Below are 25,415 nucleotides of genomic sequence, written 5' to 3'. Positions count from 1 at the left end.
CTTTGCGTCCTCGCGCTGTCCGCGCTGCTGGCCCTGCCGCTCGTCCGACCGGCCATGGCCGAAATCGCCGACGTGCCGGTCACCAATCGCGCTTTCTCGCAATTCGTCTCCGGCTCCGACCAGCACGATTTCGGCAAGCTCGAATTCCTCGGCGGCATCACCTATGCCTCCGGTAATGCCCTGCTCGGCGCCGTGTCCGCGATCCGTTTCCGTGAGGACCGGCAGAGTTTCGTCGCCGTGCTCGACACCGGTCACTGGCTGACCGGCCGCATCGAGCGGGATACGGAAGGACGGCTGAGCGGCCTTGCGGACGTCAAGGTCCGCTCGATGTTCGACCGGGACGGACAGGACGAGAATATCAAGTTCAAGATGGATGCCGAGGGCCTTGCGCTGCGCCCGGGCGAAGCCCTCGTCAGCTTCGAGGTGTTCCACCGTATCGACGTCTATCCCGATCCGGGTTTCATGGAGGCGAAGCCCAAGCGGCGCCTGCCCTTCCCCTTTGATCCCGGTGAAATGCGCATGAACCGCGGCATGGAGACGCTTGCCATGTCGCCGGCGACGGGACCGCTCGGCGTGACGCCCGTGGCCGTGACGGAGCGCAGCCTCAACGCCGATGGCAATGTCTTCGCCGCGGTACTGGAAGGGCCGCGCAAGGGCCTCTTCGCCGTCAAGCGCGCCGATCCCTGGGACATCACCGACGGCGCCTTCCTGCCCAACGGCGATCTCCTGCTGCTGGAGCGCCGCTATCGTCTGTCGGATGGCGTCGGCATGCGCATTCGCCGTATCGCCGGCGACACGATCCGTCCCGGCGCGACCGTCGACGGTGAAGTGCTGATCGACACCGATCTCAGCCACCAGATCGACAATATGGAAGGTCTGGACGTGGTGGTGATGGGAGAAAACGACATCCGCATCATCGTCGTTTCCGACGACAACCATTCCATCCTTCAGCGCAATCTGATGCTGGAATTCCGTCTGAAATAAAGCCGTCCACCAGGGTGGACGGCTCTTTCAATCAGGCCAGCTTCTCGACATCAGGCATGGGCTTCAGCTTGCTCATCAGCGCGCCGTAGGGCAGCAGCATGACGATGCCGACCATCACCTTCACGCAGAAGTCGCCGAGCGCCCAGGAGATCCAGCGCGGCGCTTCCGTGGTCAAGACGCCGAGCACCGGCGCCCATTCGATGGCGAAGGCATCGTTCGGACCGAAGACCGAGAAGGCGGGCGCGAAGGCGAAGGAGAAGAAGATCATCGTGTCGAGCACCGAGCCGATCAGCGACGCGATCAACGGCGCGCGCCACCAGCTCTGCCGGCGAAGCCGGTTGAACACCGAGATGTCGAGCAGCTGGCCGGCAAGGAATGCCGAACCGGAAGCGATGGCGATCCGCGGCGTGGACAATGCGAAGGAGATGACCACCGCCACGAGGAAACCGGCCGCCACGACGCGGCGCGCAACGCGCGGGCCGAACTGGCGGTTGGTAAGGTCGGTGATGAGGAAGGCGACGGGATAGGTGAAGGCACCATAGGTGAGGAGATCGCCAAGCGCGATGCCGAACAGCTCGCCCGAAAGCGGATACTGCACCAGCACGTTGGAGGCGACGACCACGGCCGTCATTAGGAGGACATAGAAAAGGGTAACGCGGTTCGTCAGCATTTTTTTATCCTGGGTGATGCCACCAGTTGGAGTTCAACAATGTACGCACAGCATTGAGGCCTGCCCGGAGTCCCGGTCAAGCCTCAATGAAAATGCTTCAGCTTAAAGCCTGAAATCAGGCAGCTGCTGCGGTCTTCTTGGCGATCTGGCGACGCAGCAGACGAGCGCGCATCGACAGTTCGTTCTCTTCAGCCTTCAGGAGGAAGGCATCGAGGCCACCGCGGTGCTCGACGGAACGAAGAGCAGCAGCGGAAACGCGAAGACGGAAACGCTGGCCGAGGGCGTCGGAAATCAGCGTGACATTGCACAGGTTCGGAAGGAACTTGCGCTTCGTCTTGTTGTTTGCGTGGCTCACATTGTTGCCCGACTGGACGCCCTTGCCGGTCAATTCGCAACTACGGGACATGGTACACCTATTTTTCTTAGTTCAGGACAATACGTTTCCGGTACCGAAACCGGCCGCAGTCCGTCTGGCCTTTTAGGAAAGTCGCGGTTCTATAGTCACACTCGTCGGCGGCGTCAAGCCAAACCTGCCGTTCAGCGGGAATTCAGTTGCCAAACGTCATGATTTGCAGGCAATAGCAGGACAATCTCGAATTTTCCACGGCGTAGAATCGCCGCAATGGCAGGCTAGCGGAGCGTCTCCATGAGAGTCGTGAAGATGAACGGACGGGGTTTGATTGCCGGTGCTGTCGCATCGCTCGCGCTTGTCGCAAGCGCGGGCACGCTTTCGTCCGCCGAGATCCAGCACCGCACGGATTACAGCATCCGCCTTTCCGGCCTGCCGGTCGCGACCGCCAGCTTCCGCTCGGAATTCAACGGCAACCGCTACTCCATTTCCGGCAGCCTGCATTCGGCCGGCCTTGCCGACATCTTCGCCAGCACGCGCGGCACGACCAACGTTTCCGGCATCGTCAGCCGCGACAGGCTGCGCGCCACCTCCTATTCCGTGACCTATCGCAGCGGCAAGCGCGGCCGGGCCATCGACGTCACCTTCCGCAACGGCAATGTCGTGCATTCCAGCATGGTGCCGGCGCGCAAGAAGCCGGACAACTGGGTGCCCGTCTCCAATGCCGACATGCGTTCGGTGCTTGATCCGATCTCCGGCCTCATCATTCCCGCCGGCAGCCGCGTCTGCCCCAAGACGCTGCCGATCTTCGACGGCGAGTCCCGCCTCGATCTCCGCCTGACCTCCAAGGGCACCAAGCCCTTCACGACCAAGGGCTTCCAGGGCGAGGCCGTCGTCTGCGGCATCCGCTTCGTTCCGAAGTCCGGCTACAGGAAGGGTCGTGACGACGTGGAATATCTGCGCAGGCTGAAGACGATGGAAATCTGGTTTGCCAAGGCCGAAGGGGCGAATGTATATGCTCCGGTCTATGTGCAGATTCCGACCAAGCTCGGCCCTGTCACCGTCTCGGCCACGCGCTTCGGCGGTTGACGCGTCCCCGGTCGGCAGACCGGAGCGACGACCTTGAAGACGCGTGCGACCCTTATCGGCTTTACGGCGATCCTCATGTGGGCGCTGCTGGCGCTCTTCACCGCCGCCTCCGGCAAGATGCCGCCCTTCCAGCTCTCCGCCATCTGCTTCCTGATCGGCAGCCTGCCCGGCATTGCCGTGCTGATCGCCCGTCCGGAGCGCGCGCGTCTCCTGAAGCAGCCGGCAAAGGTCTGGATCACCGGCATTCTCGGCCTCTTCGGCTACCACTTCCTCTACTTCACGGCTTTGCGCAATGCGCCGGCCGTCGAGGCGAGCCTGATCGCCTATCTCTGGCCGCTGCTCATCGTCACCGGCTCGGCGCTGCTGCCGGGCGAGACGCTGAAATGGAACCACGTGGTCGGCACGCTGCTGGGCCTTGGCGGCACGGCCCTGATCGTCGGCCGCAATGGCGTCGCCTTCGACAGCGCCTATCTCCTCGGCTACGGCGCGGCCTTCCTCTGCGCCTTCACCTGGGCCGGCTACTCGCTGGCGACGCGCAGCTTCGAGGCCGTCTCGACGGATGTGGTGACGGGCTTCTGCCTTGCGACGGCTATCCTGTCGCTTGTCTGCCACCTGATGCTGGAAACCACCGTCTGGCCGCAGACGAGCCTTGAATGGCTCGCCGTCGCCGGCCTCGGCCTGCTGCCGGTCGGCGCCGCCTTCTATGTCTGGGATTTCGGCGTGAAGAACGGCGACATCCAGATCCTCGGCGCGGCAAGCTATGCCGCGCCGCTGCTCTCGACGCTCGTGCTCATCCTCTCCGGCTTCGCCGAACCGTCCTGGAGCATCGCACTCGCCTGCCTGCTGGTCACGGGCGGCGCGGTGCTTGCCGCCAAGGACATGATCTTGCGCAAGCGTGCGCCTGCCGCAGCCTGACGCTCAGAAGCGATCCTTTCGCGCCCGGATTTCCGCGAAGACCTCGGAATCGCTCGCGCGTTCCATGCCGAGATGACGGCGGATGGCCGGATCGGCCGCGCGCAGGAACGGGTTGGTCGCCTTTTCCAGCCCGATGGTCGTCGGCGCGGTGAAGCCGCCCTTCGCCCGCACGTCCTCGATCCCCGCGACGCGGTCGAGAAGGGCTGCATTGTCGGGGTCCACCGTCCTTGCGAAGCGCGCATTGGACAGCGTGTATTCGTGGCCGAAATAGACGGTCGTCTCGTCCGGCAGGGCAGCGAGCTTTTGCAGCGACTGCCACATCTGCGCGGGCGTCCCCTCGAAAAGCCGGCCGCAGCCGAGCGCAAAGAGCGTATCGGCGGCAAAGAGCAGCTTTTCCTCCGGCAGGTGGAAGCAGATATGTCCCAGCGTATGGCCCGGCGTCGAAATCACCTCGACCCGTCGCCCGGCGAAATCGAAACTGTCGCCGCCGTCCACCTTGCGGTCGATGCCGGGGATGGATTCCCGCGCCGGCCCGGTGATATCGGCCCCGAACCGCGTCTTCAGTGCGAGGTTCGCCTCGATGTGATCGTGGTGATGATGGGTGGTGAAGATATGGCTGAGCGTCCAGCCCCGGCGGGCGAGCGCATCGAGGATCGGCTTTTCCTCCGGCGCATCGATGCTGGCCGTGAGACCCCTCACCGGGTCGTGCAGCAGCACCCCGAAATTGTCGCTGCGGCAGGCAAAGAGGTCGATTTCCAGCGGGCTCATGGGGCATCCTCGTCATGTCAGTCGGGCATTCGGGGGCGAATGTAAGGCAATCGGTCTTGAAGTCCACCGGGCCATCGCGCACATTCATGCCATGCATGCCGATATCGTCGACCTCCGCGAATTCTATCATTCCCCGCTCGGCCGCCTCGCCGATCAGTCCATCTCCATGGCGCTCGCTTCGCTCTGGGCGCGCCTGCCGGACGAGCGGCTTGTCGGGCTCGGCTATGCCGTGCCCTATCTCGACCGCTTCCGCACGGATACCGAGCGCACCTTTGCCTTCATGCCCGCGGGCCAGGGCGCGGTGAACTGGCCGCCGAGCGAACTCTCCTCCACGGCCCTGATCTTCGACGAGGAACTGCCCCTGCCCGACGCCTCGGTGGACCGGGTGCTGATGGTGCATTCGCTGGAATTCGCCGAAAATCCGCGCGAGACGATGAAGGAACTCTGGCGGGTCCTGGCGCCCGGCGGCCGGCTCGTCATCGTCGTGCCGAACCGGCGCGGCGTCTGGGCGCGCATGGAGCATACGCCCTTCGGCTCCGGCCGCCCCTATTCGCGCGGCCAGTTGACCGCGCTCCTGCGCGCGACGAACTTCACACCCGGCGCCAGCGCCGAGGCGCTGTTCTTCCCGCCCTCCAAGCTGCGCAGCGTGCAGAAGCTGCGTGGTGCGTTCGAGCGGCTGGGGCGCACGCTCTGGCCGATGTTCTCCGGCGTCATCGTCGTCGAGGCCCAGAAACGGCTCTACCAGGGCCTGCCCGTCGCCGCGCGCGCCTCGCGCCGCGTCTTCGTGCCGGTGCTCGCCCCGCAGGGCGTGCCGACCACCCGCGACCGCGCCCGGCGCTGATCCTCTCGACAAATGCCGGGCCGCCCGCTAGAGCGGGACGAACGCAGGGGAACGGACATGACGGACGGACATTTCGACAAGATCGCGCTGATCGGCATCGGCCTCATCGGCTCCTCCATCGCCCGTGCCGTCAAGGCCAAGAGCCTTGCCAAGACCGTCACCATTTCCAGCCGCAGCCAGGAGACACTGGACCGCGCGCGGGAACTGGAACTTGGAACCGACTATGTCCGCGACGCCGGCAAGGCGGTGGAAGATGCCGACCTCGTCATCGTCTCGGTGCCCGTCGGCGCCTCGGGCAAGGTCGCGGAAGAGATCGCCCCGCACCTGAAACCCGGCGCCATCGTCACCGATGTTGGCTCCACCAAGGCCTCGGTCGTCGCGCAGATGCTGCCGCACATGCCGAAGACCGTGCATTTCATTCCCGGCCACCCGCTGGCCGGCACCGAGCATTCCGGCCCCGACGCCGGTTTCGCCGAACTCTTCGAGGGCCGCTGGTGCATTCTCACGCCCGTGCACGGCACCGACAAGGACGCCAAGCGCAAGCTCGCTGCCTTCTGGGAGGCGCTCGGCTCCAAGGTCGACGAGATGGACACGGAACACCACGACAAGGTGCTGGCCATCGTCTCGCACCTGCCGCACATCATCGCCTACAACATCGTCGGCACCGCCGACGACCTGGAGACGGTGACGGAATCGGAAGTCATCAAATATTCCGCCTCCGGCTTCCGCGATTTCACCCGCCTTGCCGCCTCGGACCCGACCATGTGGCGCGACGTGTGCCTGCACAACAAGGACGCGATCCTCGAGATGCTGGCGCGCTTTTCCGAGGACCTTGCCTATCTCCAGCGCGCCATCCGCTGGGGCGACGGCGAAAAACTCTTCGATCTCTTCACCCGCACCCGCGCCATCCGCCGCTCGATCATCCATGCCGGCCAGGATACGTCCGCGCCGAACTTCGGCCGCCCGGTCGACAAGAAGGATTGATCAGAAGGGCGGGATTTCGCCGATCGGGAAGAGGCCGAGATAGACCGTGCCCTGCTGTACGGTGAGCTTCACGACCGCTCGCTCCTTGCCACCCGACAGGCCCTTGATCGCACCGGCGACCTTCTGCACCGTCTCCGCCGCATCCGGGAACACCTCGGAAATACGGTCCCGCCACGCGGTGATGCCGTCGATGGTGAGGTCGAGCGCGCCCGAGACGTAGCCGTCCTCACCCACCCGCACCGGACCGGAAAGGCGCATCGTCCTGCCCTCGCCGAGATCGACCGACAGGCTGCGCAATTCCGCGCTCGTGCCGAGCGGCAGGGTCGGCGGCGGGCCTTCGCTGGAAAGCCAGCGGGCGGCATCGGCAATCGTCAGATCGGCTGCGACATTGACGGGCGGCAGCACCTTTCCGCCGACATCGAGCGCAAGCGCGTCGAGCGATGCCGCCACGTCGAGCGCCTCGCCGGACCGGCGGATGTGCTTTTCGCCATGGGTGGCGGCGATGCCGATGGAAAGCGCCTGCGAGGGCACGTTGAGCTTGCCCTTCAACCCGTCATAGGCGACCGACGCGCGGTCGAGCCCGTCCGTCCAGGCGACGGCACTGGCGCGCAGCAGGTCCCAGTCCACGTCGAAGACGAGATCCGGCGTCACGCGCAGCTGCGCCGGCCCGTCGAGCTCGATGACGGCATGACCGGGACGATAGACCTGCGCGGCCGAGCGCAGCGCGCCGAAGGTCGCCGAAAGGCCCGAGGGATGGTCGTCGATGGCGAGCGAATCGCAGAAGACGCCGATGCGGAACGGGAAGCCGCGCACATCGAGATTGCCGCAGGAGGCCGAATGCAGGCCCTGCCCCGAGGCCGCCAGTTCCTGCGTCAGCCGGTCCTTGAGCCAGCTTGCCGCATAGAACCACCCGCCCGTATAGAGTGCGATGGCGAGAACCACGGCGACGGCGAGCCGGACGTATTTACGCGAGACCCCGGAAGCGCCGGTCTGGCTTGAGGATGCCATAGTGTTCTCCAATGGTGGCGGGCAGATAGGCCCGCAGACGCAATTCCGCTTTTCACCGAATCGCAAAAACGCTTTATCTGTTTGCCTTTATGCAAGTCCGGCCGCAAAACCGCTTCGCGCTTCTGCTGGAACGGACTTGCGACAAAGCCGGCAATTGCGGCGGCTTTTGGGGAGATGGGCCCGGTGACGGTGGATATGAACGAATTCTGGGTCTTTGGCTACGGATCGCTGATGTGGAATCCGGGCTTCGAGTTCGAGGAGCGGCAGCCCGCCCGGCTTTTCGGCTTCCGCCGTTCGCTCTGCGTGCGCTCCTGGGTTCATCGCGGCACCGAGGAAAAGCCGGGTCTCGTGCTGGGCCTCGACCGCGGCGGCTCCTGCCGCGGCGTCGCCTTCCGCATCGCACCGGGAAATCGGGACGCGGTGGTCGATTATCTGCGCGAGCGCGAGCTGGTGACCCATGTCTACAAGGAGCGCAGCCTGCCCGCCACGCTCGGCAAGGGCGGCCGCGTCACGGCGCTCGCCTACATCATCGACCGTGCCCACCACCAATATGCCGGTGCGCTTTCGGTCGACGAGGCCGCCGTGACGGTCAGCTCCGCCATCGGCAAGTCCGGCCATAACATGGACTATGTGCGCAACACGCTGACGCATCTGCGCGAAATGGGCATCCGCGACCATTGGCTGGAGGATGTGGGGCGCAGGGCAGAAAGCCTCCACGCCCACACCCCGGTCTGATCAGGCAGCACGGCCTTTCAATTCGGCCAGTCGCTGACGCGCCGTCGGCGGCAGCTCAAGATGCGGATTGGCCTCCACCGTCTCGACCAGCAGCTTGTCGCTCGCCGTTTCCATCACATCGATGAGGTGGGCGAGGAAGGCATCGGGCTCCATGCCGGGCGCAATCGCCGGCAGGATGCGCACCTTGAAATGGCCGGGCTGGCGGATGAACTTGCGCCGCGGCCAGAACAGACCCGGATGCATCACGACGGGCACGACCGGCGCCGAAAGATCGCGGTAGAGACGGGCGATGCCGTATTTGTATTCCGGCGGCGCGCCCGGCGGACGGCGCGTACCCTCGGGATAGATGATCAGCTGGCGGCCGGTATCCATCTCCGCCTTGGTGCGCTGCATGACGGCCGCCATGACCTTGCCGCGCGCACTGCGGTTGACCGGAACCATGCGCTGCTTCTTGATGTACCAGCCGAAGAGCGGGATCCAGGTCAGCTCGCGCTTGAGAATATAGAGCGGATCGTCCAGCCAGGGCAGCAGCGCATAGGCGTCCCAGAAGGACTGGTGCTTCGGCGCGAAGATGTAGCCGCCCTTGGGAATGTTCTCCAGCCCCTCGATCTCGAAGGTCGCGCCGACGATCTTCTCGAAGAGCCAATGGTTGCTGCGCGCCCAGTTCTTGGGGATCGCATAGGCCTTCTTGCGTGGCAGCAGGAAGTAGACCGGCGTGAACACGATCATCTGCGCGATGAGGTTCAGGTAGAAGACGGCATTGAAGAGAATGGAGCGGAGAACGATCATCGGGCAGCCTGTCAGCGGAACGTTCTTTCGCCCTACACGATATTGTCGCGCTGCGAAACTCCTCAGCCGCCGCTCATGTCGCCGCGAAGGCCGGACCAGGTGCGTGCGCCGGCGAAAGCGCGCACGCGCGCGAGGCAATATTTGAGATATTCCGACAGCATGGCCTTCATGACATCGGGCTGGTGCAGCCAGTTGCCGTTCCTCAGGTCCGAATTGACGACCGGATAGGCGATGAAGTCGGTCTGGGGATCGCTGACCTTCAATTCCAGCAGGCTGCGCGGCATGTGGTAATTGTTGGTGACGACGAGCACGCGGCGGAACTGGTGATCGCTGATCCAGCGCGCCGTTTCGTTGGCGTTGCCGATCGTATCGACGGCCTCGTAGCCCATGTCGACGCAGCACTCGAAGAGCGCGGAGGAGCTTTGCGTGAGCTTGCGGATCTGGTTGCCGCTGGTCGTGGGGTTGACGCCCGAGATCAGCAGCCGCCCGCCGGCCCCCTTCTTGAGCAGGCCTATGGCGCGGTCGATGCGCTGGTAACCACCGGTCAGGACGACGATGGCGTCGGCCTTCGGATCGCGCGGCGCCTCCATCTCCGCCACCGTCTCGGCGAATTGCAGGAAGCCGACGAAGCCGGCAAAGGCGGCGATGAGGATAAGCGCCAGGAGAACGCGCACGAAGCGCCGGACGGGCCGCATGCGGCGCCATCGCCCTTCACGCGGCCGGCTGCCTTCCGGCAGCACCGCTTTCGCCCGTTCCATCGCGCTCATGATTCCGTCCTTAGAACCCGATTGCGGCAACGGATAGTCCGTTTTACGGCAATGGCCCACCCCGCCCGTGTCATGGGTCGGGCAGCTGGTCGGTGCGCGACGGATCGGATCGGATAAGGTCGATTTCATGGATCGTCCGCATCACGGTGAAACGCGCCGTCAGCGTCGTCAAAAGCGCGATGACGACGATGGTGGCGGCAATGCCGAGATAGCCCGTCAGCCCCATGGAAAAGGTGCCGAAAAGGGCTGTCGCCTGGTCGCTCTGGGGCGTCGCGATGGCACGGCCCTGCCAGAAGCCGGCAATGGCGAAGAACAGCGCCGCCAGGAACCCGCCGGCAAAGGAGCCCTTCAGGCTGATCAGCAGAAAATGCTTCTGGAACTCGGAGGCGACGAAGCTCGCCTCGGCGCCGACGAAATGCAGCACCTCGACGATGTGCCTGTTGCCGGAAAGCGCACCGCGCGTCGCGAAGACCACCGTCAGCACCATCGCGGAAAAGACGAGCACCAGCACGCCCGTGCCGATGAAGGCGGTGGTACGAGCCATGGCGACGAGCCGGTCGACCCAGGTGCGATGGTCGTCGAGGAAGGCCTGTGGGATTTTCTCCGCCAGCGCCGCGCGCATGGCGGTAAAGTCCGGTGGGCTCTGCTCGTCGATGGTGACGATGACGAGGCGCGGCACCGGCAGTTCGTCGATGTTCAGCCCCTCGCCAAGCCAGGGTTCGAGGAGGCGCGCCGTCGCCGTCTTGTCGACGATGGTGCCGTCGCGCGTGCCGGCGAAGGTGAGCGCGAGGTCGCGCGCATCCGTCAGCGCCTTCTCCATGTCGAGATCGTCGTCCGGCTTGATCTGGATGGTGATCTCACGGGAGATCTGGCTCTGCCAGCTCGCCGCAGTCGCCCGCACCATACTGACGGCGCCGAAGGTGAGGCAGGCGAGAAACGCCATGATGGCGATGACGAACATCAGCGCGCGGCCGGAGACATTCGCCTGCGGCACGATGGGCGCCGTCGGGCGCACGCGCATTTCCGGCCGGCGGGCGGCCGCGGCATTTTCGGCGGTATCGCGGGGCGCGTCAGTCATAGATATCGAGCCGCCCCTGCGAGAGGATCATGCGCCGCGCCTCCACCTGGTCCATCAGCGACAGGTCGTGCGTGGCGATCACCACGGCGGTGCCGAGCCGGTTGAGCTCCAGGAACAGGCTGAGCAGCCGGCGCGCCATCGGCGGATCGACATTGCCTGTCGGCTCGTCCGCCAGAAGCAGTTCCGGCCGGTCGATGAGGGCGCGGGCGATGGCCGCGCGCTGCTTCTCCCCGCCCGACAGCACCGGCGGCAATACATTGATGCGCTCGCCGAGCCCGACCCATTTCAGCAGCTCGAGCACGTCGGCGCGATAGCTCGATTCTTCCTTGCCGCGCACACGCAGCGGCAGGGCGACATTCTCATAGGTCGTCAGATGGTCGAGCAGGCGGAAATCCTGAAAGACGATGCCGATGCGCCGACGCAGCATGGGCAGTTCATCGCGCGGGATCGTCGATATCTCCCGGTCGAAGGTGCGGATGATGCCGCGCGTCGGCTGGAGCGACAGGAACAGGAGGCGCAGCAGCGTCGTCTTGCCGGCGCCGGACGGCCCCGTCAGGAACTGGAAGGATCGGCGCGGAATATCGAAGGTGAGATCACGGAGGATCTCCGGCCCCATCCCGTAGCGCAGTCCGACATTCTCGAAGTGAATCAATGGTCAATCCGGTTCTAGAGACGGGCACCCGAGGGCACCGCGGCTGACGTCGCATAGGAAAGCGGCTCTTTCACGGTCGGGTTTCCGAAGCATTAACCAGTATGGTTTACGTTTCGTAAGGATTTCATTCAATGCCCGACTTTTCGCCGATGATTTTGCGCGAAAGCCGGCAAGCGAGGAGTTCGCGATGAACGCCTTCAAAGCGAAACAGCAGGCGAAAGGCAGCATCGACCTTCTGCCGCCGGAGCCGAAGGCCCCGGCGCAGAAACACGCCCGCCCCTTCCCGGCCCGTCTCGAAACGGTCGACGCCGATTTCGTGGTGATTCGCAGCGGCACGGCCCGCACCTCCAACGACAACCGTCGCCCTGCCGGCTCCGCTAGGGCGCGCCCGCTTTCGCAGCATCCGCTGTTCCGCCTCGCGGCTGCCGGTGCCCGGCTCTTCGAGCGCGGCCTGCAATGCCTTCCCGGCCGCGCCTTTGCCGGTCTCGTCGCGGGCGCGTTCCTCTTCGTCTTCGCCTATGCTGGCGGTCTTTCGGCGCTGCGGGAGGCTTTTGCCGCCGACACGTCGCGCGATGTGCTGCAGGTATCGGATGTCACCGCCGCGCTCAGCGACCGCAACGGCATGAAGGTGCTCTCCGTCTACGGCAAGGTCGACAACAGGGGCGGCGATACCCAAACCCTGCCGCCGCTGGAAATCCGCGTCGAAGGCACGGGCGCCATGCTCCAGCGCCGTGTCGCGCTGGATGCCGCGACGCTCGCCCCCGGCGGCAGCGAACACTTCGCCTTGCACATCCCCCATGGCGGCGGAAAAGTGCCGAAAGTCTCGGTTTCCTTTGTCCGCGAGGGTGCGCGCGCCAACTGACTGTGCTAATCGGCTCCTTTGTTCCTCGCCATCAGGGAGCCGCCTCGCGATGCAGATTGTCCGCGGAAAGAAGATCGAAACGCTCTACGATGCCGGGCAGATCGCCCAGCGCAACGAGGAGCTGGCGGCCCAGATCGCGGCCGGCCCGACGCAGGACCTGCTCGTCATCGCCGTTCTCAAGGGCTCCTTCATCTTCGCCGCCGACCTGACGCGCGCCCTGCACGCGGCGGGGCTTGCGCCGGAAGTCGAGTTCATCACCCTGTCGAGCTATGGCGCCGGCACGGTCTCGCAGGGCGTCAAGGTCATCAAGGACATCGACAGTGACGTGCATGGCCGCGACATCCTGCTGATCGACGACATTCTTGAATCCGGCCGTACCCTCAGCTATGCCAAGGAGCTGATGTATGCGCGCGGCGCGCGCAACGTCACCATCGCCGTGCTGCTCGACAAGCGCGAGAAGCGCAAGACGGACCTCGAGGCCGATTATGTCGGCTTCGAATGCCCGGACCATTTCGTCGTCGGCTACGGCATGGACGTCGCCTATGCCTTCCGCGAGCTGCCCTTTGTCGGCGTCGTCACGGGCGACGCGGAATAGGCATATCGGGTTCCCCTCCAAATTCCCCCATCGGCCGTTTACGGATCGACAAGGAAAGTCTGGTCTTTTCAAGGGCGGACAACCGGATAGGGATACCCCATGGCGAAGATTCTGATCACCGAGGACGAGGATTCGCTCCGCATCTTCGTCGCACGCGCCCTCAGGCTGGATGGCCATGAAACCGTCGAGGCGCCGGATGGCGCCGCCGGGCTCGATGCCTTGACGGACGGCGGCTTCGATCTGTTGCTCTCCGATATCCGCATGCCGGTCATGGATGGCATCGAGCTTGCCCACAAGGCCGCCGCCGCCCATCCCGCGCTGAAAATCCTGCTGATGACCGGCTATGCCGACCAGCGCGAGCGGGCCGACGACCTTGCCTCGAAGATCATCGACGTCGTCAGCAAACCCTTCAGCCTGCCGGATATCCGCCGCGCCGTCGCGCAGGCGCTCGCCGCCTGATCAACGAATCCCGAGCAGCCGTTCGAGATAATCCCGCTCCAGCCCCGGCGCGGCGCCCGTGCCGAGCCGGCGCCTGATCTCGTCGAGAATTTCCCGCGCCCGCTGGATGTCGATCTCTTCCGGGATCTTCGTCGGCCCGCCGAAATCCGGTCCCTGGCCGTTGACGGTGCGCTCGCGGCCGAGCGGATCGCGCCCGTTGCGGCCCGCCTGTGGCATGCCTTCGCCCGGCCCCTGACCCTGGCCCATCGCCTGCATCTGGCTCATCATGTTCTGCGCGCCCTGACGCAGCGCCTCCAGCGCGCGGCCCTGGCTGCCGACGGCCGATTCGCCCTGCCCCTCGCCGAGGGCCTCGGAGGCGCCCTTCATCTCGCGGCCGGCCTGGCCAAACCCTTCACCGGGCTCGAGGCCCATACCCTTCAGCGCTTCCTGCAACTCGCCGAGCTGCTTGCCGATGCCGTCCTGCTGCTCCTGCAGCTTCTTCAACGCATCGCGGAGCTGATCGGCGGTCATCTGATCGGTCTGCTGCTGGCCGGCGCCGTCGTCGCCCGGCTGCGGCTCGCCCTCTTCGCCCGGCATGGGGTCGCCGCGCTGCTGGCGGTCGCGCAGCGCCTGGTCGAGCTTGAACGTCTCTTCCATCAGCTTCTGCTGCTGCTGCACCAGTGCGCCGAGCTTGTCCATCTGCTGGCGCATGGCGTCGTTCTGTTGGCCTTGTCCCTGCTGCGGACGGCCGGCCTGCAGGTTGTTCATCATGCGCTGGAGATCGGACAGCATCTGCTGCGCCTGATCCCGTGCGCCGGACCGCGCCAGATTCTCGATCTGGTCCATCATGCGCTGCAAGTCCTGCTGACGCAGGATCTGGCCCTGCTGCTGGGCATTCTGCTGCATCTGGCCGTTCTTGGCGGCCTGCCGGGCAAGCTCCTCCATATAGGCCTGCATCGCGTCCCGCAGTTCCTTCATCAGCTTGGCAATTTCCTCATCGGAGGCATTGCGTTCCAGCGCCTCGGACAGCGCCTTCTGCGCCTCGCGCAGGCGGCGATCGGCAAGCGACAGGTTGCCATCCTCGATGCCGAGCGCGATCTCCCAGAGGTAATCCGCCGTCTCGCGCATCTGGTCCTCCGTGCGGGAGAGCTTCATGCGCGCATTGGCCGACTGCAGCAGCAGGAAATGCGTGAGATTGGGGATCGTCTCCTCCGGCCGGATCGTCAGCGCCTCGTTGAGCGCGATGGCATAGGGCAACTGGTTCGCGTCGAGCGCGAAAACCTGCCGCTGCTCGGCGACGGCGCCGGCCAGCGGCTCGAAGAAGGCGCGGGCCGGCAGCACCATTTCCACGGGCTGGCTGCGCCCTTCCTGTCCCGCCGCATCCGTCGCGACGAGCGTGATCTTCACGCGCTTGCCGGAGAGCGGATGTTCGGACAGGTTACGGCTCGTCGTGCCCTTGGCCTCGCGCGCGGCGCGGCGCGGCAGGTCGAGCCTGTATTCCGGCAGCGGATAGAGCGGGCGGGCGTCCTTCGGCGTATCGACAGGCACGATCTCGGCATGGGCTTCCTGAAGCCCGTAGTCGTCCTTGGCGAGGAACGAAATCTCCAGTGCGGATGCGACCGTCGGCTTCGGAATGCCGTCGAAGGCGATTTCCGGTACGCGATCGGGAATGACGGAGAAGGTCCAGGTACGGCCATCGACCGTCAGAATACCGTCCTTCAAAATCTTGTAGCGCATGGTCTTGGCGCCGGTGACCCCCGTGGCAGGGACTTTCGCCGCGCTTTTCGCCGCTTCGGCCTTCTCGTCCTTCGGCTTTTCCTCCTCGGGACGGATGGCGACGGCCGCGCTTTCGCCGGCCGCCTGATAGCTGACCTTTTCGTCGCCGCTGCCGCCGGTCACGCGCACCGTGAGTTCGCTGAATTGCGGAATGCGGATCTCGCCCCTCGCCGCTTCGGCGGGCTCGCCCTGCCCGTTGCCGGTGAGGAAGACGGGTGCGCGCGCCGTGTGTGCAGGCGGCGTCACCCAGGCGTCGATGCGCACATCCGCCGCCGCCTCGGCTGGCGTCCGCAGGGAGACGATATCGGCCAGCATGCCGGCGCGGTTGGAATAGGAGAAGGCAAAGGCGATGGCGAGGAGCAGCACCGGGACGGCGCGCAACGCGTGACGGTCATGCCGGGCGATATCGGGTTCGGGCGCGCCGGTTCTCAAGGCCCCGATCTGGCGCGCCATGCGGGCCTGGTGTTCGCGCCAGAGCGCTTCGGCAAAGGCATCGCCCGCCGCCGGTCGGTCGTCCTGCACGCGGATCGCCTGATGGGCGAGCGCATTGCGCGCCTCCAGCATGCGGTCCGCGCTGTCGAGCGAGGGCCACGCCATGCCGCGAAGGCGCAGGAGAAGACCGATGAGACCGAGGGCGAAGGCGGCCAGCGTCGCGATATGCAGCCAGGCCGGCACATGGCGGAAATAGCCGAACCAGGTGAGCGCCAGGAACCCCGCCACCAGCAGAAGAATCGGCAGCAGGCGCGGCGCCAGAGCCTCGAGGAAAAGGACGATCCGCGCGGCGAGGCGCTTGCCCGCAAGCCGGCGCGCCAGCGAATTGCCGGGCACGTCCCCCTTGCGCTGCGTTTCAATCGCCATGGTTCATCGCTCTTCGCCGCTCGTTGCCTTGCCCGGAAGATAACATGCTTTGTGGCGAAGACGAGGGCACGCGCAAAATCGTGAACGGGTCAGGCGAGCCAGTCCGGCATGGAATCGAGCCCGATCAGGTCGTCGTAGGAGAGCCTGGGGCGGATGACATGGAACTGCGACCCGTTGACCAGCACCTCCGGAATCAGCAGGCGGCTGTTGTAGGTGCCGGCCTGTACCGCGCCATAGGCGCCGGCCGAACCGACGGCGATGAGGTCGCCGGGCTTCGGCTGCGCCATCTCGCGGTCCTGCGCCAGATAGTCGCCCGTCTCGCAGACCGGGCCGACGACATCGGCGCGGATGCGCGGCGCATTGGCGGCGGAAATGACGACCGGCTGGATCTCGTGCCAGGCCTCGTAGAGCGTCGGGCGAATGAGGTCGTTCATCGCCGCATCGACGATGACGAAGGTCTTCTCGCCGCCATCCTTCACATAGATGACTTCGGTCACGAGGATGCCGGCATTGCCGACGATCAGGCGGCCGGGCTCCGTGACGATCTTGCAGTTCAGCCCCTTGAGCTGGTTCTTGACGATCTCCGCATAGGCATCCGGCAACGGCGGCGGCGCGTTGTCCGTCTTGTAGGGAATGCCGAGGCCGCCGCCGACATCGACGTGGTCGATGACATGGCCGTCGGCGCGCAGCGTCTCGACGAGCTCGCGCAGCAGCCGGAAGGCATCGTCGAAAGGCTGCAGCTCGGTGATCTGGCTACCGATATGCATGTCGATGCCGGTCACCTTGATGCCCGGCAGGCTGGCCGCGCGGGCATAGACGGCGCGGGCGCGCTCCCAGGAGATGCCGAACTTGTTTTCCTTCTTGCCCGTCGAAATCTTCGCATGGGTGCGGGCATCGACGTCAGGATTGATGCGGAAGGAAACGTGCGCCACCTTGCCGGCCTTCACGGCGCGCGCATTCAGCACCTCCAGCTCCGGTTCGGATTCGACGTTGAAGCAGTAGATGCCGGCTTCGAGCGCCAGGTCCATCTCGCGCGGCGTCTTGCCGACGCCCGAGAACATGATGCGCGAGGCGGGAACGCCGGCGGCGAGCGCCCGGCGCAGTTCGCCTTCCGAGACCACGTCGATGCCCGCGCCGAGCCGGGCGAGCGTGCGCAGCACCGCCTGGTTGGAATTCGCCTTCATGGCGTAGCACACCAGCGCATCCACGCCGTCGAAGGCCTTGGAGAACACCTTGTAGTGCCGCTCCAGCGTTGCCGTCGAATAGACGTAGAAGGGGGTACCGACCGCCTTGGCGATTTCCGGAACCGGCACATCCTCCGCATGGAGGACGCCGTCACGATGCTCGAAATGGTTCACGCGCGTTGTCCGTCAGAGAAGGGGATCAAGGATGAAGGGCTTGTCTTCGACCTGCTCGACCTTCTTGCCCTTGATGGTCTTGTAAACCGGCTTTCCGCCGCCCGGCAGGTCGAGATCGCCCTTGCGGCCACAGGCGGTCAGAACCGCCGCGGAAAGGCAAAGCACGAGAGCCAGCCTGCCGATGTCGATGCGTGTCATAAGCGTTCCCTGGAATTGCCGGTGTCGGGTGGGCATCATCCTTAGCGAATTCGCCCGCCCTTGTGCACCCTTAATCTAACGATGAGTCCTGCAAGTGTCCTGATCAGTTTCGCTGCCGCCACCAGGCGATCTGCTTCCTGACTTCCGACGGCGCGGTGCCGCCATAGCTCTTGCGGCTGGCGACCGAGGCCTCCACCGTCAGCACGCTGTAGACGTCGGCGGTGATCGAGGCATGGATCGCCTGCAGGTCGTCCAGCGCCAGGTCCGAAAGGTCGCAACCCTTGCTTTCGGCAAGCGCCACGGCGCGGCCGGTGACATGGTGAGCGTCGCGGAACGGCAGGCCCGCCTCGCGCACCAGCCAGTCGGCAAGGTCCGTCGCGGTGGAATAGCCGGAACCGGCCGCCGCCTTCATCCGGTCGGTGCGGATCGTCATGTCGCGCACCATGCCGGTCATCGCGGCGATGGCGAGCTCCAGGCTCTCGGCGGCGTCGAAGACCTGTTCCTTGTCTTCCTGCATGTCCTTGGAATAGGCGAGCGGCAGGCCCTTCATGACCGTCAAGAGCGCGATCAGCGAGCCGTTGATGCGGCCCGTCTTGGCGCGCACCAGTTCGGCGGCATCGGGGTTCTTCTTCTGCGGCATGATGGAGGAGCCGGTCGAGAAGGCGTCCGACAGGCGGATGAAGCCGAACTGCGGCGTCGACCAGATGACGATCTCTTCGGCAAGACGCGACAGATGGACCGACGCGATGGCGGCGATGGAGAGGAATTCCAGCGCGAAGTCGCGGTCGGACACGGTGTCGATGGAGTTGCGCGTCGGCTCACGGAAGCCGAGGGCCTTGGCCGTCATGTGGCGGTCGATGGCATAGCCTGTGCCGGCAAGCGCGGCCGCGCCGATGGGGCTTTCGTCGAGATGCTCGATGGCGTGGCGTACGCGCTGGCGGTCGCGGCCGAACATTTCCACATAGGCCATGCAATGGTGACCGAAGGTCACGGGCTGCGCGGTCTGAAGGTGGGTGAAGCCGGGCATCACGGTCTCGGCGTGCTCTTCCGCGCGGTCGAGGAAGGCGGCGATGAGGCCGGTCAGCATCCTCTCGGTCTTCTGCAGCTCTTCCTTAACCCAGAGGCGGAAGTCGAGTGCCACCTGGTCGTTGCGCGAGCGGGCGGTGTGCAGGCGTCCGGCGGCGGGGCCGATCAGCGTCGCCAGTCGGGCTTCCACGTTCATGTGGATGTCTTCCAGCTTGCGCGAGAACTCGAAGGCGCCGCTTTCGATCTCTGACAGGATCGTGTCGAGACCGTGAACGATCTTTTCCTTATCGTCCGCCGAAATGATGCCCTGATGGGCGAGCATTTCCGCATGCGCCTTTGAGCCGCGGATGTCCTGGGCGTAAAGCTTCTTGTCGAAGCCGATGGAGGCATTTATCTCCTCCATGATCGCATCCGGTCCCGAGGCGAAACGGCCGCCCCACATCTGGTTCGAGGATTTCGTCTCGGAAGTGCCGTCTGCCATGGGTGCCTATCCTGGAGAATGAAATGTCAGTGAAGAAGAAACTCGGCCTGCCCGCGGGCAAGCTGGTCGCCATTGCCGGGCTTGCCGGCCTTCTCGCCGGTGGTGCTGCGATATACGTGAAGGAAAGCCTGTCTGGCAATGGCGCGGTCGCCTCCGCCGATCCGGCCGCCTGCGCGCTGGCCGCGGAAAAAGCCGCCGCGATCACCCCCTTCTCCAAGGGTCAGGTCGCCGCCATGCGCACCGTCGACGAACATCGCCCCCTGCCCGACCTCGTCTTCGACGGCCCGGACGGCAAGAAGAAGACCATGGCGGACTTTGCAGGCAAGACGCTGCTGGTCAATCTCTGGGCCACCTGGTGCGTGCCCTGCCGCGAGGAAATGCCGGCGCTCAACGCGCTTCAGAAGGATCTCGGCAGCGAAAAGTTCGAGGTCGTGGCGATCAACATCGACACCGGCGACGACGAGAAGCCGAAGGCCTTCCTCGATGAAACCAAGGTCCACGACCTCGGCTACTACCGCGATGCCTCGATGGGCGTCTTCAACACGCTGAAGAAGGAAGGCCTCGCTTTCGGCCTGCCCGTCACGCTGCTGATGGACGACAAGGGCTGCCTGATCTCCGCCATGAACGGGCCTGCCGCCTGGGACAGCGACGACGCCAAGGCGCTCATCAACGCAGCGCTGGCGGCGCCGAAGAGCTGAGGTCTTACGCCGCCGCGTAGACACGCGGCCGGCGGATCTCGATGAAGCCTGCCTCGCCCTTGCGGTGCGGGAATTCCGGCGCCGTATCGAACTCGATGGGCTGGCCGCTGCCGGTCAGCGCCAGCACGCGACGCGAATCCGGCCGGTCGATGACGCGGACGATCTTCGCGGCGATGCCTTGCCCATCCTCGCGCCAGGTGACGTCGGCCGGACGGAAGAGGATCTGCCCGCCGCCATCTGCCATGCCCTCCGCCTCGAAAGCGACGTCCTCGACATAGGCCTTGCCGCCGCGGATATCCGCATCGAGCCGGTTGGCGTCGCCAAGGAAATTCATCACGAAGGCATCGGCCGGATTACGGCAGACCGCTTCCGGCGTGCCTTCCTGGACGATCCGGCCCTTGTTGAGGATGACGACGCGGTCGGCAAGGTCCAGCGCCTCTTCCTGGTCGTGCGTGACGAAGAGGGTGGTGATGCCGAGCTCGTCATGGATCTTGCGCAGCCAGCGGCGCAGGTCCCGCCGCACATTGGCATCGAGCGCGCCGAAGGGTTCGTCGAGCAGGAGGACGCGCGGATCGACGGCAAGCGCCCTTGCAAGCGCCACGCGCTGACGCTGGCCACCGGAGATCTGGCCGGGGAAGCGGTCCTTCAACCCGCCGAGCTGCACGAGATCGAGCAGTTCCCTGACGCGCGCTTCGATCGCCTGCGGCGTGCGCTTGACCTTGGAGACCTTCATGCCGAAGGCGATATTTTCGCCGAGCGTCATATGCGGGAAGAGCGCATAGTGCTGGAAGACGAAGCCGACGCCGCGGTCGCGCACCGGAATGTCCGTCGCGTTCTCCTCGCCGAAATAGATCGCACCCGCATCGGCATATTCGAGGCCCGCGACCATGCGCAGGATCGTCGTCTTGCCGGAACCGGAGGGGCCGAGCAGCGCGACCAGCTCCCCGCTCTCGATATCGAGCGAGACGCCGTGCACGGCGCGGAAGGTCTCGAATTCCTTGACCACGTTATCGAGACGGATTTTCACGGCTTGACCTCCGGAGTGATGCTGTCTGCGCCCGCAAGGGCCGAGGGGCGCTGCACGCGGCCCGCACCCTGCCGCTCCAGCGCCACCTTGGCGACGAGCGTGACGATGGCAAGGCCCGCGAGAATGGATGCGGCGGCAAAGGAGCCGGCCGCGTTGTAATCGTGATAGAGCAGTTCGATATGCAGCGGCAGCGTGTTGGTCTGGCCGCGAATATTGCCCGAGACGACCGAGACCGCCCCGAATTCGCCCATGACGCGCGAATTGCAGAGCACCACGCCATAGAGCATCGCCCATTTGATATTGGGCAGCGTGACGGAGAAGAACGTCCGCCAGCCGCTCGCCCCGAGCGAGGTCGCTGCTTCCTCAAGATCACGGCCCTGCGCCTGCATCAGCGGGATCAGTTCACGCGCCACGAAGGGCGCGGTGACGAACATGCTGGCGAGCACGATACCCGGCAGCGCGAAGAGGATCTTGATCTCCGCCGTCTGCAGGAGATGGCCGAAGAGGCCCTGAAGGCCATAGACGAAGAGATAGGACACGCCCGCCACGATGGGCGAGACCGAGAAGGGAATCTCGATGATGACGGTGAGCAGCCGCTTGCCCGGAAAATCGTGTTTGGTGATCGCCCAGGCCGCAGCGACGCCGAAGGCCGTGTTGATCGGCACGGCGATCAGCGCCGTGACGACAGTCAGCAGGATGGCGTGCCGCGTATCCGGATCGGCGATGGATGCCCCGAAATAGGCAATGCCGCGCGAAAAGGCCTCGACCGCGATGACGGCGAGCGGCGCGACGATCATCAGAGCGACGAACAGGAGCACGACGGCCAGCAGGCTCCGGCGGAAAATCCTGTTGTCACCGACGCGGGGCGGCTTGCCCTTGCCATGATGGGTCATGGGTCAGCCCCTCGCCGTATAGCGCAGGGCGCGCGCCTGCATGAGATTGGTGAACGCCAGCATGACGAAGGCCGTCAGCAGCATGACGGAGGCAATCGCGGCGGAGGCCGGATAGTCGTATTCCTCGAGCCGGATGAAGGCGAGCAACGCGGTGATCTCCGTCGAGAACGGCTGGTTGCCGGCGATGAAGATGATGGCGCCGAACTCGCCCAGGCTGCGCGCGAAGGAAAGCGAGACGCCGGCAAGCAGCGCCGGCGTCAGAAGCGGCAGGATGACGCCGACGAAGATGGACAGATCGCTCGCCCCGAGTGTCTGCCCCGCCTCCTCCAGCGCCGGATCGAGTTCTTCCAGCACCGGCTGCACCGTGCGCACGATGAAGGGAATGCTGGTGAAGCTCATGGCGACGATGATGCCGAGCGGCGTATAGGCGACCTTGATGCCGAGATGGGAAAGCGGGCCGCCGAACCAGCCGTTGGTGGCGAAGAGCGTGGTGAGCGCGATGCCCGCAACCGCGGTCGGCAGGGCGAAGGGCAGGTCCACCAGCGCATCGACGAGCCGCCGGCCGGGGAAACGATATCGCACCAGCACCCACGCGAGCGCCATGCCGAAGAGAAGGTTGAAGACCGTCGCCGCCAGCGCACAGAGCACCGTCACGCGGTAGCTCGCGAAGGCGCGGTCGGAGGAGACGATGCGCCAGTAATCCGCCGGCCCGAGGCTCGCCGCCTTGAAGATGAGCGCGGCCAGCGGCAGCACCACGATGATGGCCACGTAAACGAGGGTGATGCCGAGCGCGAGCGGCAATCCGGGCAGTACACGCCGTCTCAAGACGCGCTTCCTTTCTCATACCACAACCGGCGGGTTTTGCGCCCGCCGGTTGCCCTTGACGATGAAGATCGATGGATCAGCGGCTGCCGTAGATCTTGTCCAGCGTGCCGCCTTCGGCGAAGTGCTCTTCCGAGATCTTCTTCCAGCCGCCGAAGACGTCGTCGACATTCACGAGGCGGATGGCCGGGAACTGGTCCTTGAATTCGGCGGCAACCTTCTCGTCATGGACGCGGTGGCCGAACTCGGCGGCGATCTTCTGCCCTTCGGGCGCATAGAGGAAGTCGAGATAGGACTTTGCGAGGTCCCGGCTGCCCTTGGCATCCGCCACCTTGTCGACGATGGCGACCGGGAATTCGGCCAGCAGCGAGACCGAGGGCACGACGCTCTGGAACTTGTCTTCGCCATACTGCTTGGCGATCGACTTGGTTTCCGCCTCGAAGGTGATGATGACATCGCCGATCTCGCGCTCGACGAAGGTCGTCGTCGCCGCGCGGCCACCCGTGTCGAAGACCGGCACGTTGTCGAAGATCTTGGTGACGAACTCCTCGACCTTCGCCGGATCGTTGTTGAAGGCTTCCTTGGCATAGGCGGTGGCGGCCAGATAGGTGTAGCGCGCATTGCCCGAGGTCTTCGGATTGGGGAAGATGACCTTCACGTCGTCGCGGGCAAGGTCGGACCAGTCCTTGATGTTCTTCGGATTGCCGGCGCGAACGAGGAAGGACGGGAAGGAATAGAACGGCGAGGCATTGTTCGGGAACTTCTGCTGCCAGCCTTCGGCGACGAAGCCGTTCTTCACGAGGAAGTCGATGTCCGTCACCTGGTTGAAGGTCACGACATCCGCTTCAAGGCCTTCCACGATGGCGCGGGCCTGCTTGGAGGTGCCGCCATGCGACTGGTCGATGCTGACGCCCGGATGCTCCTTCACGAAGGCCTCGTTCTCGGCAGCGAAAAGCTCGCGCGCCACGTCGTAGGAGGCGTTCAGCAGCTTGTCTGCGGCGTTGGCGGAGAGCGGAGCGGCGAGACCGAGAAGGGCCACGCCGAGAAGGAGCAAACGTTTCATCTGAAATCCCCAATGCAAGAACAATCGGGGCAGACAATAGCGGCGGGCCGAAGGGCATCCGAGGCATGGCCTGTCATAGCTTCGATGACAGGCGAAACATTTTTCCCCCAAAGGGGAATGTTCAGGATTCTTCCGCCGCTTAGCGGGTCGGAACCGGGACCTCACCGCGATAGTCGTAGAAGCCGCGGCCGGACTTGCGGCCGAGCCAGCCCGCCTCGACATACTTCACCAGCAGCGGGCACGGGCGGTACTTGGAATCGGCGAGCCCGTCATGCAGCACCTGCATGATCGAAAGGCAGGTATCGAGACCGATGAAATCGGCCAGCTGCAGCGGGCCCATCGGATGATTTGCACCGAGCTTCATGGCGGTGTCGATGGCCTCGACCGAGCCGACGCCTTCATACAGCGTATAGATCGCCTCGTTGATCATCGGCAGCAGGATGCGGTTGACGATGAAGGCCGGGAAATCCTCCGCGACCGTGATCGTCTTGTCGAGCTTGGCGACGAATTCCTTGGCGGCCGAGAAGGTCTCTTCCTCGGTGGCGATACCGCGCACGAGCTCGACCAGCTTCATCACCGGAACCGGGTTCATGAAGTGGATGCCCATGAAGCGCTCCGGCCGGTCGGTGGCCGAGGCAAGGCGGGTGATCGACAGCGAGGACGTGTTGGTGGCGAGGATCGCTTCCGGCTTCAGCACGGCACAGACCTGGCCATAGATCTTGCGCTTGACGGTCTCGTCTTCGGTGGCGGCCTCGATGACGAGGTCGGCATCGGAGAGGTCGTTGATGTCGGAGGACCCCTTGATCAGCGCGAGCGCCTTCTTGCGGTCCTCGTCGCTCATCTTGCCGGAGGAGACCTGGCGGGCGAGGTTGCCGTTGATCGTGGCCAGGCCGGTTTCGGCGCGCTCGGCGGACAGGTCGTAGATATGGACCTTGTAACCAGCCATGGCCGCGACATGCGCGATACCGCACCCCATCTGGCCTGCACCCACAATACCGACGTTCTTGATCATAGCGCCTATCGCCTCGTTATTCGGTCCGCGCCCTCGGCGCAGGCAAAAAAACACCGGGCCGGTCGAGCCGGCCCGGTGAAGTGATAAAGGGACGCGACGCATATTTCCAGTGAAATCATCGTCGCAAAGCCCGGTCGTGAAACCGGATCAGAGTGCCTTTTCGAGCTCCGGCAGGATCTCGAAGAGATCGCCGACGAGGCCATAGTCTGCGACCTGGAAGATCGGCGCTTCCTCGTCCTTGTTGATGGCGACGATGACCTTCGAGTCCTTCATGCCGGCAAGATGCTGGATGGCGCCCGAGATGCCGCAGGCGATGTAGAGCTGCGGTGCGACCACCTTGCCCGTCTGCCCGACCTGCCAGTCGTTCGGCGCATAGCCCGCATCGACGGCAGCGCGGCTTGCGCCGACGGCCGCACCCAGCTTGTCTGCGACCGGAAGGATCACCTCCTGGAACTTCTCCGAAGAGCCGAGCGCACGGCCGCCCGAGATGATGATCTTCGCAGACGTCAGTTCCGGACGGTCGGACGAGGAGAGTGCATCCTTGACGTGGCTGGAAAGGCCCGGGTTCGCTGCAGCCGGGATGGTCTCGACCGCGGCGCTGCCGCCCTCGCCGGCGGCGGCGAAGGACGCCGTGCGCACGGTGATCACCTTCTTCGCATCGGTCGACTGAACCGTCTGG

The 25,415-nt window shown here is 65.0% G+C and carries 28 protein-coding genes; 10 read left to right on the top strand and 18 right to left on the bottom strand.

Translation table 11 applies throughout. The features are described from left to right. Positions 1-54: 54 nt before the first annotated feature. The gene (locus V8U06_RS23570) at positions 55-984 is read left to right on the top strand and encodes an esterase-like activity of phytase family protein (RefSeq protein ID WP_427142800.1); all 930 of its coding nucleotides are present in this window, start codon (positions 55-57) and stop codon (positions 982-984) included. Between the two features lie 31 nt (positions 985-1,015). Here V8U06_RS23570 and V8U06_RS23565 read toward each other — a convergent pair whose 3' ends face one another. Beyond that, the gene (locus V8U06_RS23565) at positions 1,016-1,654 is read right to left on the bottom strand and encodes a VUT family protein (protein ID WP_427142755.1); all 639 of its coding nucleotides are present in this window, start codon (positions 1,652-1,654) and stop codon (positions 1,016-1,018) included. Between the two features lie 115 nt (positions 1,655-1,769). Next, positions 1,770-2,060, bottom strand: coding sequence for a 50S ribosomal protein L28 (gene rpmB, locus V8U06_RS23560; RefSeq protein WP_064331573.1), 291 nt, complete (start codon positions 2,058-2,060; stop codon positions 1,770-1,772). 249 nt (positions 2,061-2,309) lie between these two features. Between rpmB and V8U06_RS23555 the strand changes: the two genes are divergently transcribed. Continuing rightward, positions 2,310-3,092, top strand: a complete 783-nt coding sequence (locus tag V8U06_RS23555; protein ID WP_427142799.1) for a DUF3108 domain-containing protein — start codon at positions 2,310-2,312, stop codon at positions 3,090-3,092. 33 nt (positions 3,093-3,125) lie between these two features. Beyond that, entirely contained in the window at positions 3,126-4,007 is an 882-nt protein-coding gene (gene yddG, locus V8U06_RS23550) for an aromatic amino acid exporter YddG (RefSeq protein ID WP_427142754.1), read from the top strand. A 3-nt stretch (positions 4,008-4,010) separates the two neighbouring features. On the opposite strand, the gene gloB is transcribed toward yddG, so the two are convergent. Next, positions 4,011-4,775, bottom strand: coding sequence for a hydroxyacylglutathione hydrolase (gene gloB / locus V8U06_RS23545; RefSeq protein WP_427142753.1), 765 nt, complete (start codon positions 4,773-4,775; stop codon positions 4,011-4,013). 91 nt (positions 4,776-4,866) lie between these two features. Here gloB and V8U06_RS23540 point away from each other — a divergent pair, with 91 nt between their 5' ends. Then, the gene (locus V8U06_RS23540) at positions 4,867-5,616 is read left to right on the top strand and encodes a class I SAM-dependent methyltransferase (RefSeq protein WP_226917596.1); all 750 of its coding nucleotides are present in this window, start codon (positions 4,867-4,869) and stop codon (positions 5,614-5,616) included. Positions 5,617-5,673: 57 nt separating this feature from the next. After that, on the top strand, positions 5,674-6,600 hold the full coding sequence (locus V8U06_RS23535) for a prephenate/arogenate dehydrogenase family protein (RefSeq protein ID WP_226917595.1): 927 nt from the start codon (positions 5,674-5,676) through the stop codon (positions 6,598-6,600). Here the strand turns inward: V8U06_RS23535 and V8U06_RS23530 are convergent, their stop codons facing one another. After that, the gene (locus V8U06_RS23530) at positions 6,601-7,608 is read right to left on the bottom strand and encodes a DUF2125 domain-containing protein (RefSeq protein WP_427142752.1); all 1,008 of its coding nucleotides are present in this window, start codon (positions 7,606-7,608) and stop codon (positions 6,601-6,603) included. 183 nt (positions 7,609-7,791) lie between these two features. On the opposite strand from V8U06_RS23530, the gene V8U06_RS23525 reads away from it, so the two are divergent. Then, positions 7,792-8,343 carry a gamma-glutamylcyclotransferase gene (locus tag V8U06_RS23525; protein WP_427142751.1) on the top strand — a complete coding sequence of 184 codons (552 nt, stop codon included), beginning with the start codon at positions 7,792-7,794 and terminating at the stop codon, positions 8,341-8,343. On the opposite strand, the gene V8U06_RS23520 is transcribed toward V8U06_RS23525, so the two are convergent. From V8U06_RS23520 to ftsE, 4 genes are all read right to left on the bottom strand, one after another. Further along, positions 8,344-9,132 carry a lysophospholipid acyltransferase family protein gene (locus tag V8U06_RS23520; protein ID WP_427142750.1) on the bottom strand — a complete coding sequence of 263 codons (789 nt, stop codon included), beginning with the start codon at positions 9,130-9,132 and terminating at the stop codon, positions 8,344-8,346. Positions 9,133-9,194: 62 nt separating this feature from the next. Beyond that, the gene (locus V8U06_RS23515) at positions 9,195-9,890 is read right to left on the bottom strand and encodes a YdcF family protein (protein ID WP_427142798.1); all 696 of its coding nucleotides are present in this window, start codon (positions 9,888-9,890) and stop codon (positions 9,195-9,197) included. 79 nt (positions 9,891-9,969) lie between these two features. Next, on the bottom strand, positions 9,970-10,977 hold the full coding sequence (locus V8U06_RS23510) for a cell division protein FtsX (RefSeq protein ID WP_427142749.1): 1,008 nt from the start codon (positions 10,975-10,977) through the stop codon (positions 9,970-9,972). Next, positions 10,970-11,629 (bottom strand): cell division ATP-binding protein FtsE, encoded by a 660-nt coding sequence (gene ftsE, locus V8U06_RS23505; protein ID WP_226917589.1) that lies wholly within the window; start codon positions 11,627-11,629, stop codon positions 10,970-10,972. Before ftsE ends, V8U06_RS23510 begins: the two co-directional genes overlap by 8 nt. A 187-nt stretch (positions 11,630-11,816) precedes the next feature. Between ftsE and V8U06_RS23500 the strand changes: the two genes are divergently transcribed. From V8U06_RS23500 to V8U06_RS23490, 3 genes are all read left to right on the top strand, one after another. Continuing rightward, positions 11,817-12,491, top strand: a complete 675-nt coding sequence (locus V8U06_RS23500; RefSeq protein WP_427142748.1) for a hypothetical protein — start codon at positions 11,817-11,819, stop codon at positions 12,489-12,491. Positions 12,492-12,540: 49 nt separating this feature from the next. Beyond that, complete coding sequence (gene hpt, locus V8U06_RS23495; RefSeq protein ID WP_226917587.1) at positions 12,541-13,086, top strand: hypoxanthine phosphoribosyltransferase; 546 nt, start codon at positions 12,541-12,543, stop codon at positions 13,084-13,086. Between the two features lie 99 nt (positions 13,087-13,185). Further along, positions 13,186-13,545, top strand: a complete 360-nt coding sequence (locus tag V8U06_RS23490) for a response regulator (protein WP_427142747.1) — start codon at positions 13,186-13,188, stop codon at positions 13,543-13,545. On the opposite strand, the gene V8U06_RS23485 is transcribed toward V8U06_RS23490, so the two are convergent. The 4 genes from V8U06_RS23485 to argH all read right to left on the bottom strand — a co-directional run bounded on the left by V8U06_RS23485 (position 13,546) and on the right by argH (position 19,221). Next, on the bottom strand, positions 13,546-16,158 hold the full coding sequence (locus V8U06_RS23485) for a TIGR02302 family protein (protein ID WP_427142746.1): 2,613 nt from the start codon (positions 16,156-16,158) through the stop codon (positions 13,546-13,548). It abuts the gene before it with no gap. Positions 16,159-16,247: 89 nt separating this feature from the next. Beyond that, on the bottom strand, positions 16,248-17,516 hold the full coding sequence (gene lysA, locus V8U06_RS23480) for a diaminopimelate decarboxylase (RefSeq protein ID WP_427142745.1): 1,269 nt from the start codon (positions 17,514-17,516) through the stop codon (positions 16,248-16,250). A gap of 12 nt (positions 17,517-17,528) precedes the next feature. After that, positions 17,529-17,714, bottom strand: a complete 186-nt coding sequence (gene lptM / locus V8U06_RS23475; RefSeq protein WP_226917583.1) for an LPS translocon maturation chaperone LptM — start codon at positions 17,712-17,714, stop codon at positions 17,529-17,531. Positions 17,715-17,817: 103 nt separating this feature from the next. Next, positions 17,818-19,221: an argininosuccinate lyase gene (gene argH, locus V8U06_RS23470; RefSeq protein WP_427142744.1), complete on the bottom strand. Its 1,404-nt coding sequence runs from the start codon at positions 19,219-19,221 to the stop codon at positions 17,818-17,820. A gap of 23 nt (positions 19,222-19,244) precedes the next feature. Between argH and tlpA the strand changes: the two genes are divergently transcribed. Further along, the gene (tlpA, locus tag V8U06_RS23465) at positions 19,245-19,919 is read left to right on the top strand and encodes a thiol:disulfide interchange protein TlpA (RefSeq protein ID WP_427142743.1); all 675 of its coding nucleotides are present in this window, start codon (positions 19,245-19,247) and stop codon (positions 19,917-19,919) included. A 4-nt stretch (positions 19,920-19,923) separates the two neighbouring features. Here the strand turns inward: tlpA and V8U06_RS23460 are convergent, their stop codons facing one another. The 6 genes from V8U06_RS23460 to V8U06_RS23435 form a co-directional block, all read right to left on the bottom strand. After that, a complete protein-coding gene (locus V8U06_RS23460; RefSeq protein WP_427142742.1) occupies positions 19,924-20,946 on the bottom strand; it encodes a sulfate/molybdate ABC transporter ATP-binding protein in 1,023 nt (340 codons plus the stop codon). Beyond that, positions 20,943-21,839: a sulfate ABC transporter permease subunit CysW gene (gene cysW / locus V8U06_RS23455; RefSeq protein WP_427142741.1), complete on the bottom strand. Its 897-nt coding sequence runs from the start codon at positions 21,837-21,839 to the stop codon at positions 20,943-20,945. The genes V8U06_RS23460 and cysW overlap by 4 nt, the downstream gene beginning before the upstream one ends. A 3-nt stretch (positions 21,840-21,842) precedes the next feature. Further along, positions 21,843-22,664 (bottom strand): sulfate ABC transporter permease subunit CysT, encoded by an 822-nt coding sequence (cysT, locus tag V8U06_RS23450; RefSeq protein ID WP_427142740.1) that lies wholly within the window; start codon positions 22,662-22,664, stop codon positions 21,843-21,845. 76 nt (positions 22,665-22,740) lie between these two features. Continuing rightward, positions 22,741-23,724 carry a sulfate ABC transporter substrate-binding protein gene (locus tag V8U06_RS23445; RefSeq protein WP_226917577.1) on the bottom strand — a complete coding sequence of 328 codons (984 nt, stop codon included), beginning with the start codon at positions 23,722-23,724 and terminating at the stop codon, positions 22,741-22,743. 139 nt (positions 23,725-23,863) lie between these two features. Further along, the gene (locus tag V8U06_RS23440) at positions 23,864-24,736 is read right to left on the bottom strand and encodes a 3-hydroxybutyryl-CoA dehydrogenase (RefSeq protein ID WP_226917576.1); all 873 of its coding nucleotides are present in this window, start codon (positions 24,734-24,736) and stop codon (positions 23,864-23,866) included. Between the two features lie 147 nt (positions 24,737-24,883). Continuing rightward, on the bottom strand, positions 24,884-25,415 hold a 532-nt coding region (locus tag V8U06_RS23435), incomplete at its 5' end, for an electron transfer flavoprotein subunit alpha/FixB family protein (protein WP_427142739.1).

It is taken from the genome of Shinella sp. G-2, assembly GCF_050172695.1.
Taxonomy (GTDB): domain Bacteria; phylum Pseudomonadota; class Alphaproteobacteria; order Rhizobiales; family Rhizobiaceae; genus Shinella.
The sequence above is the reverse complement of the archived record's forward strand: the minus strand, read 5'-3'. Positions and strand labels throughout refer to the sequence as shown.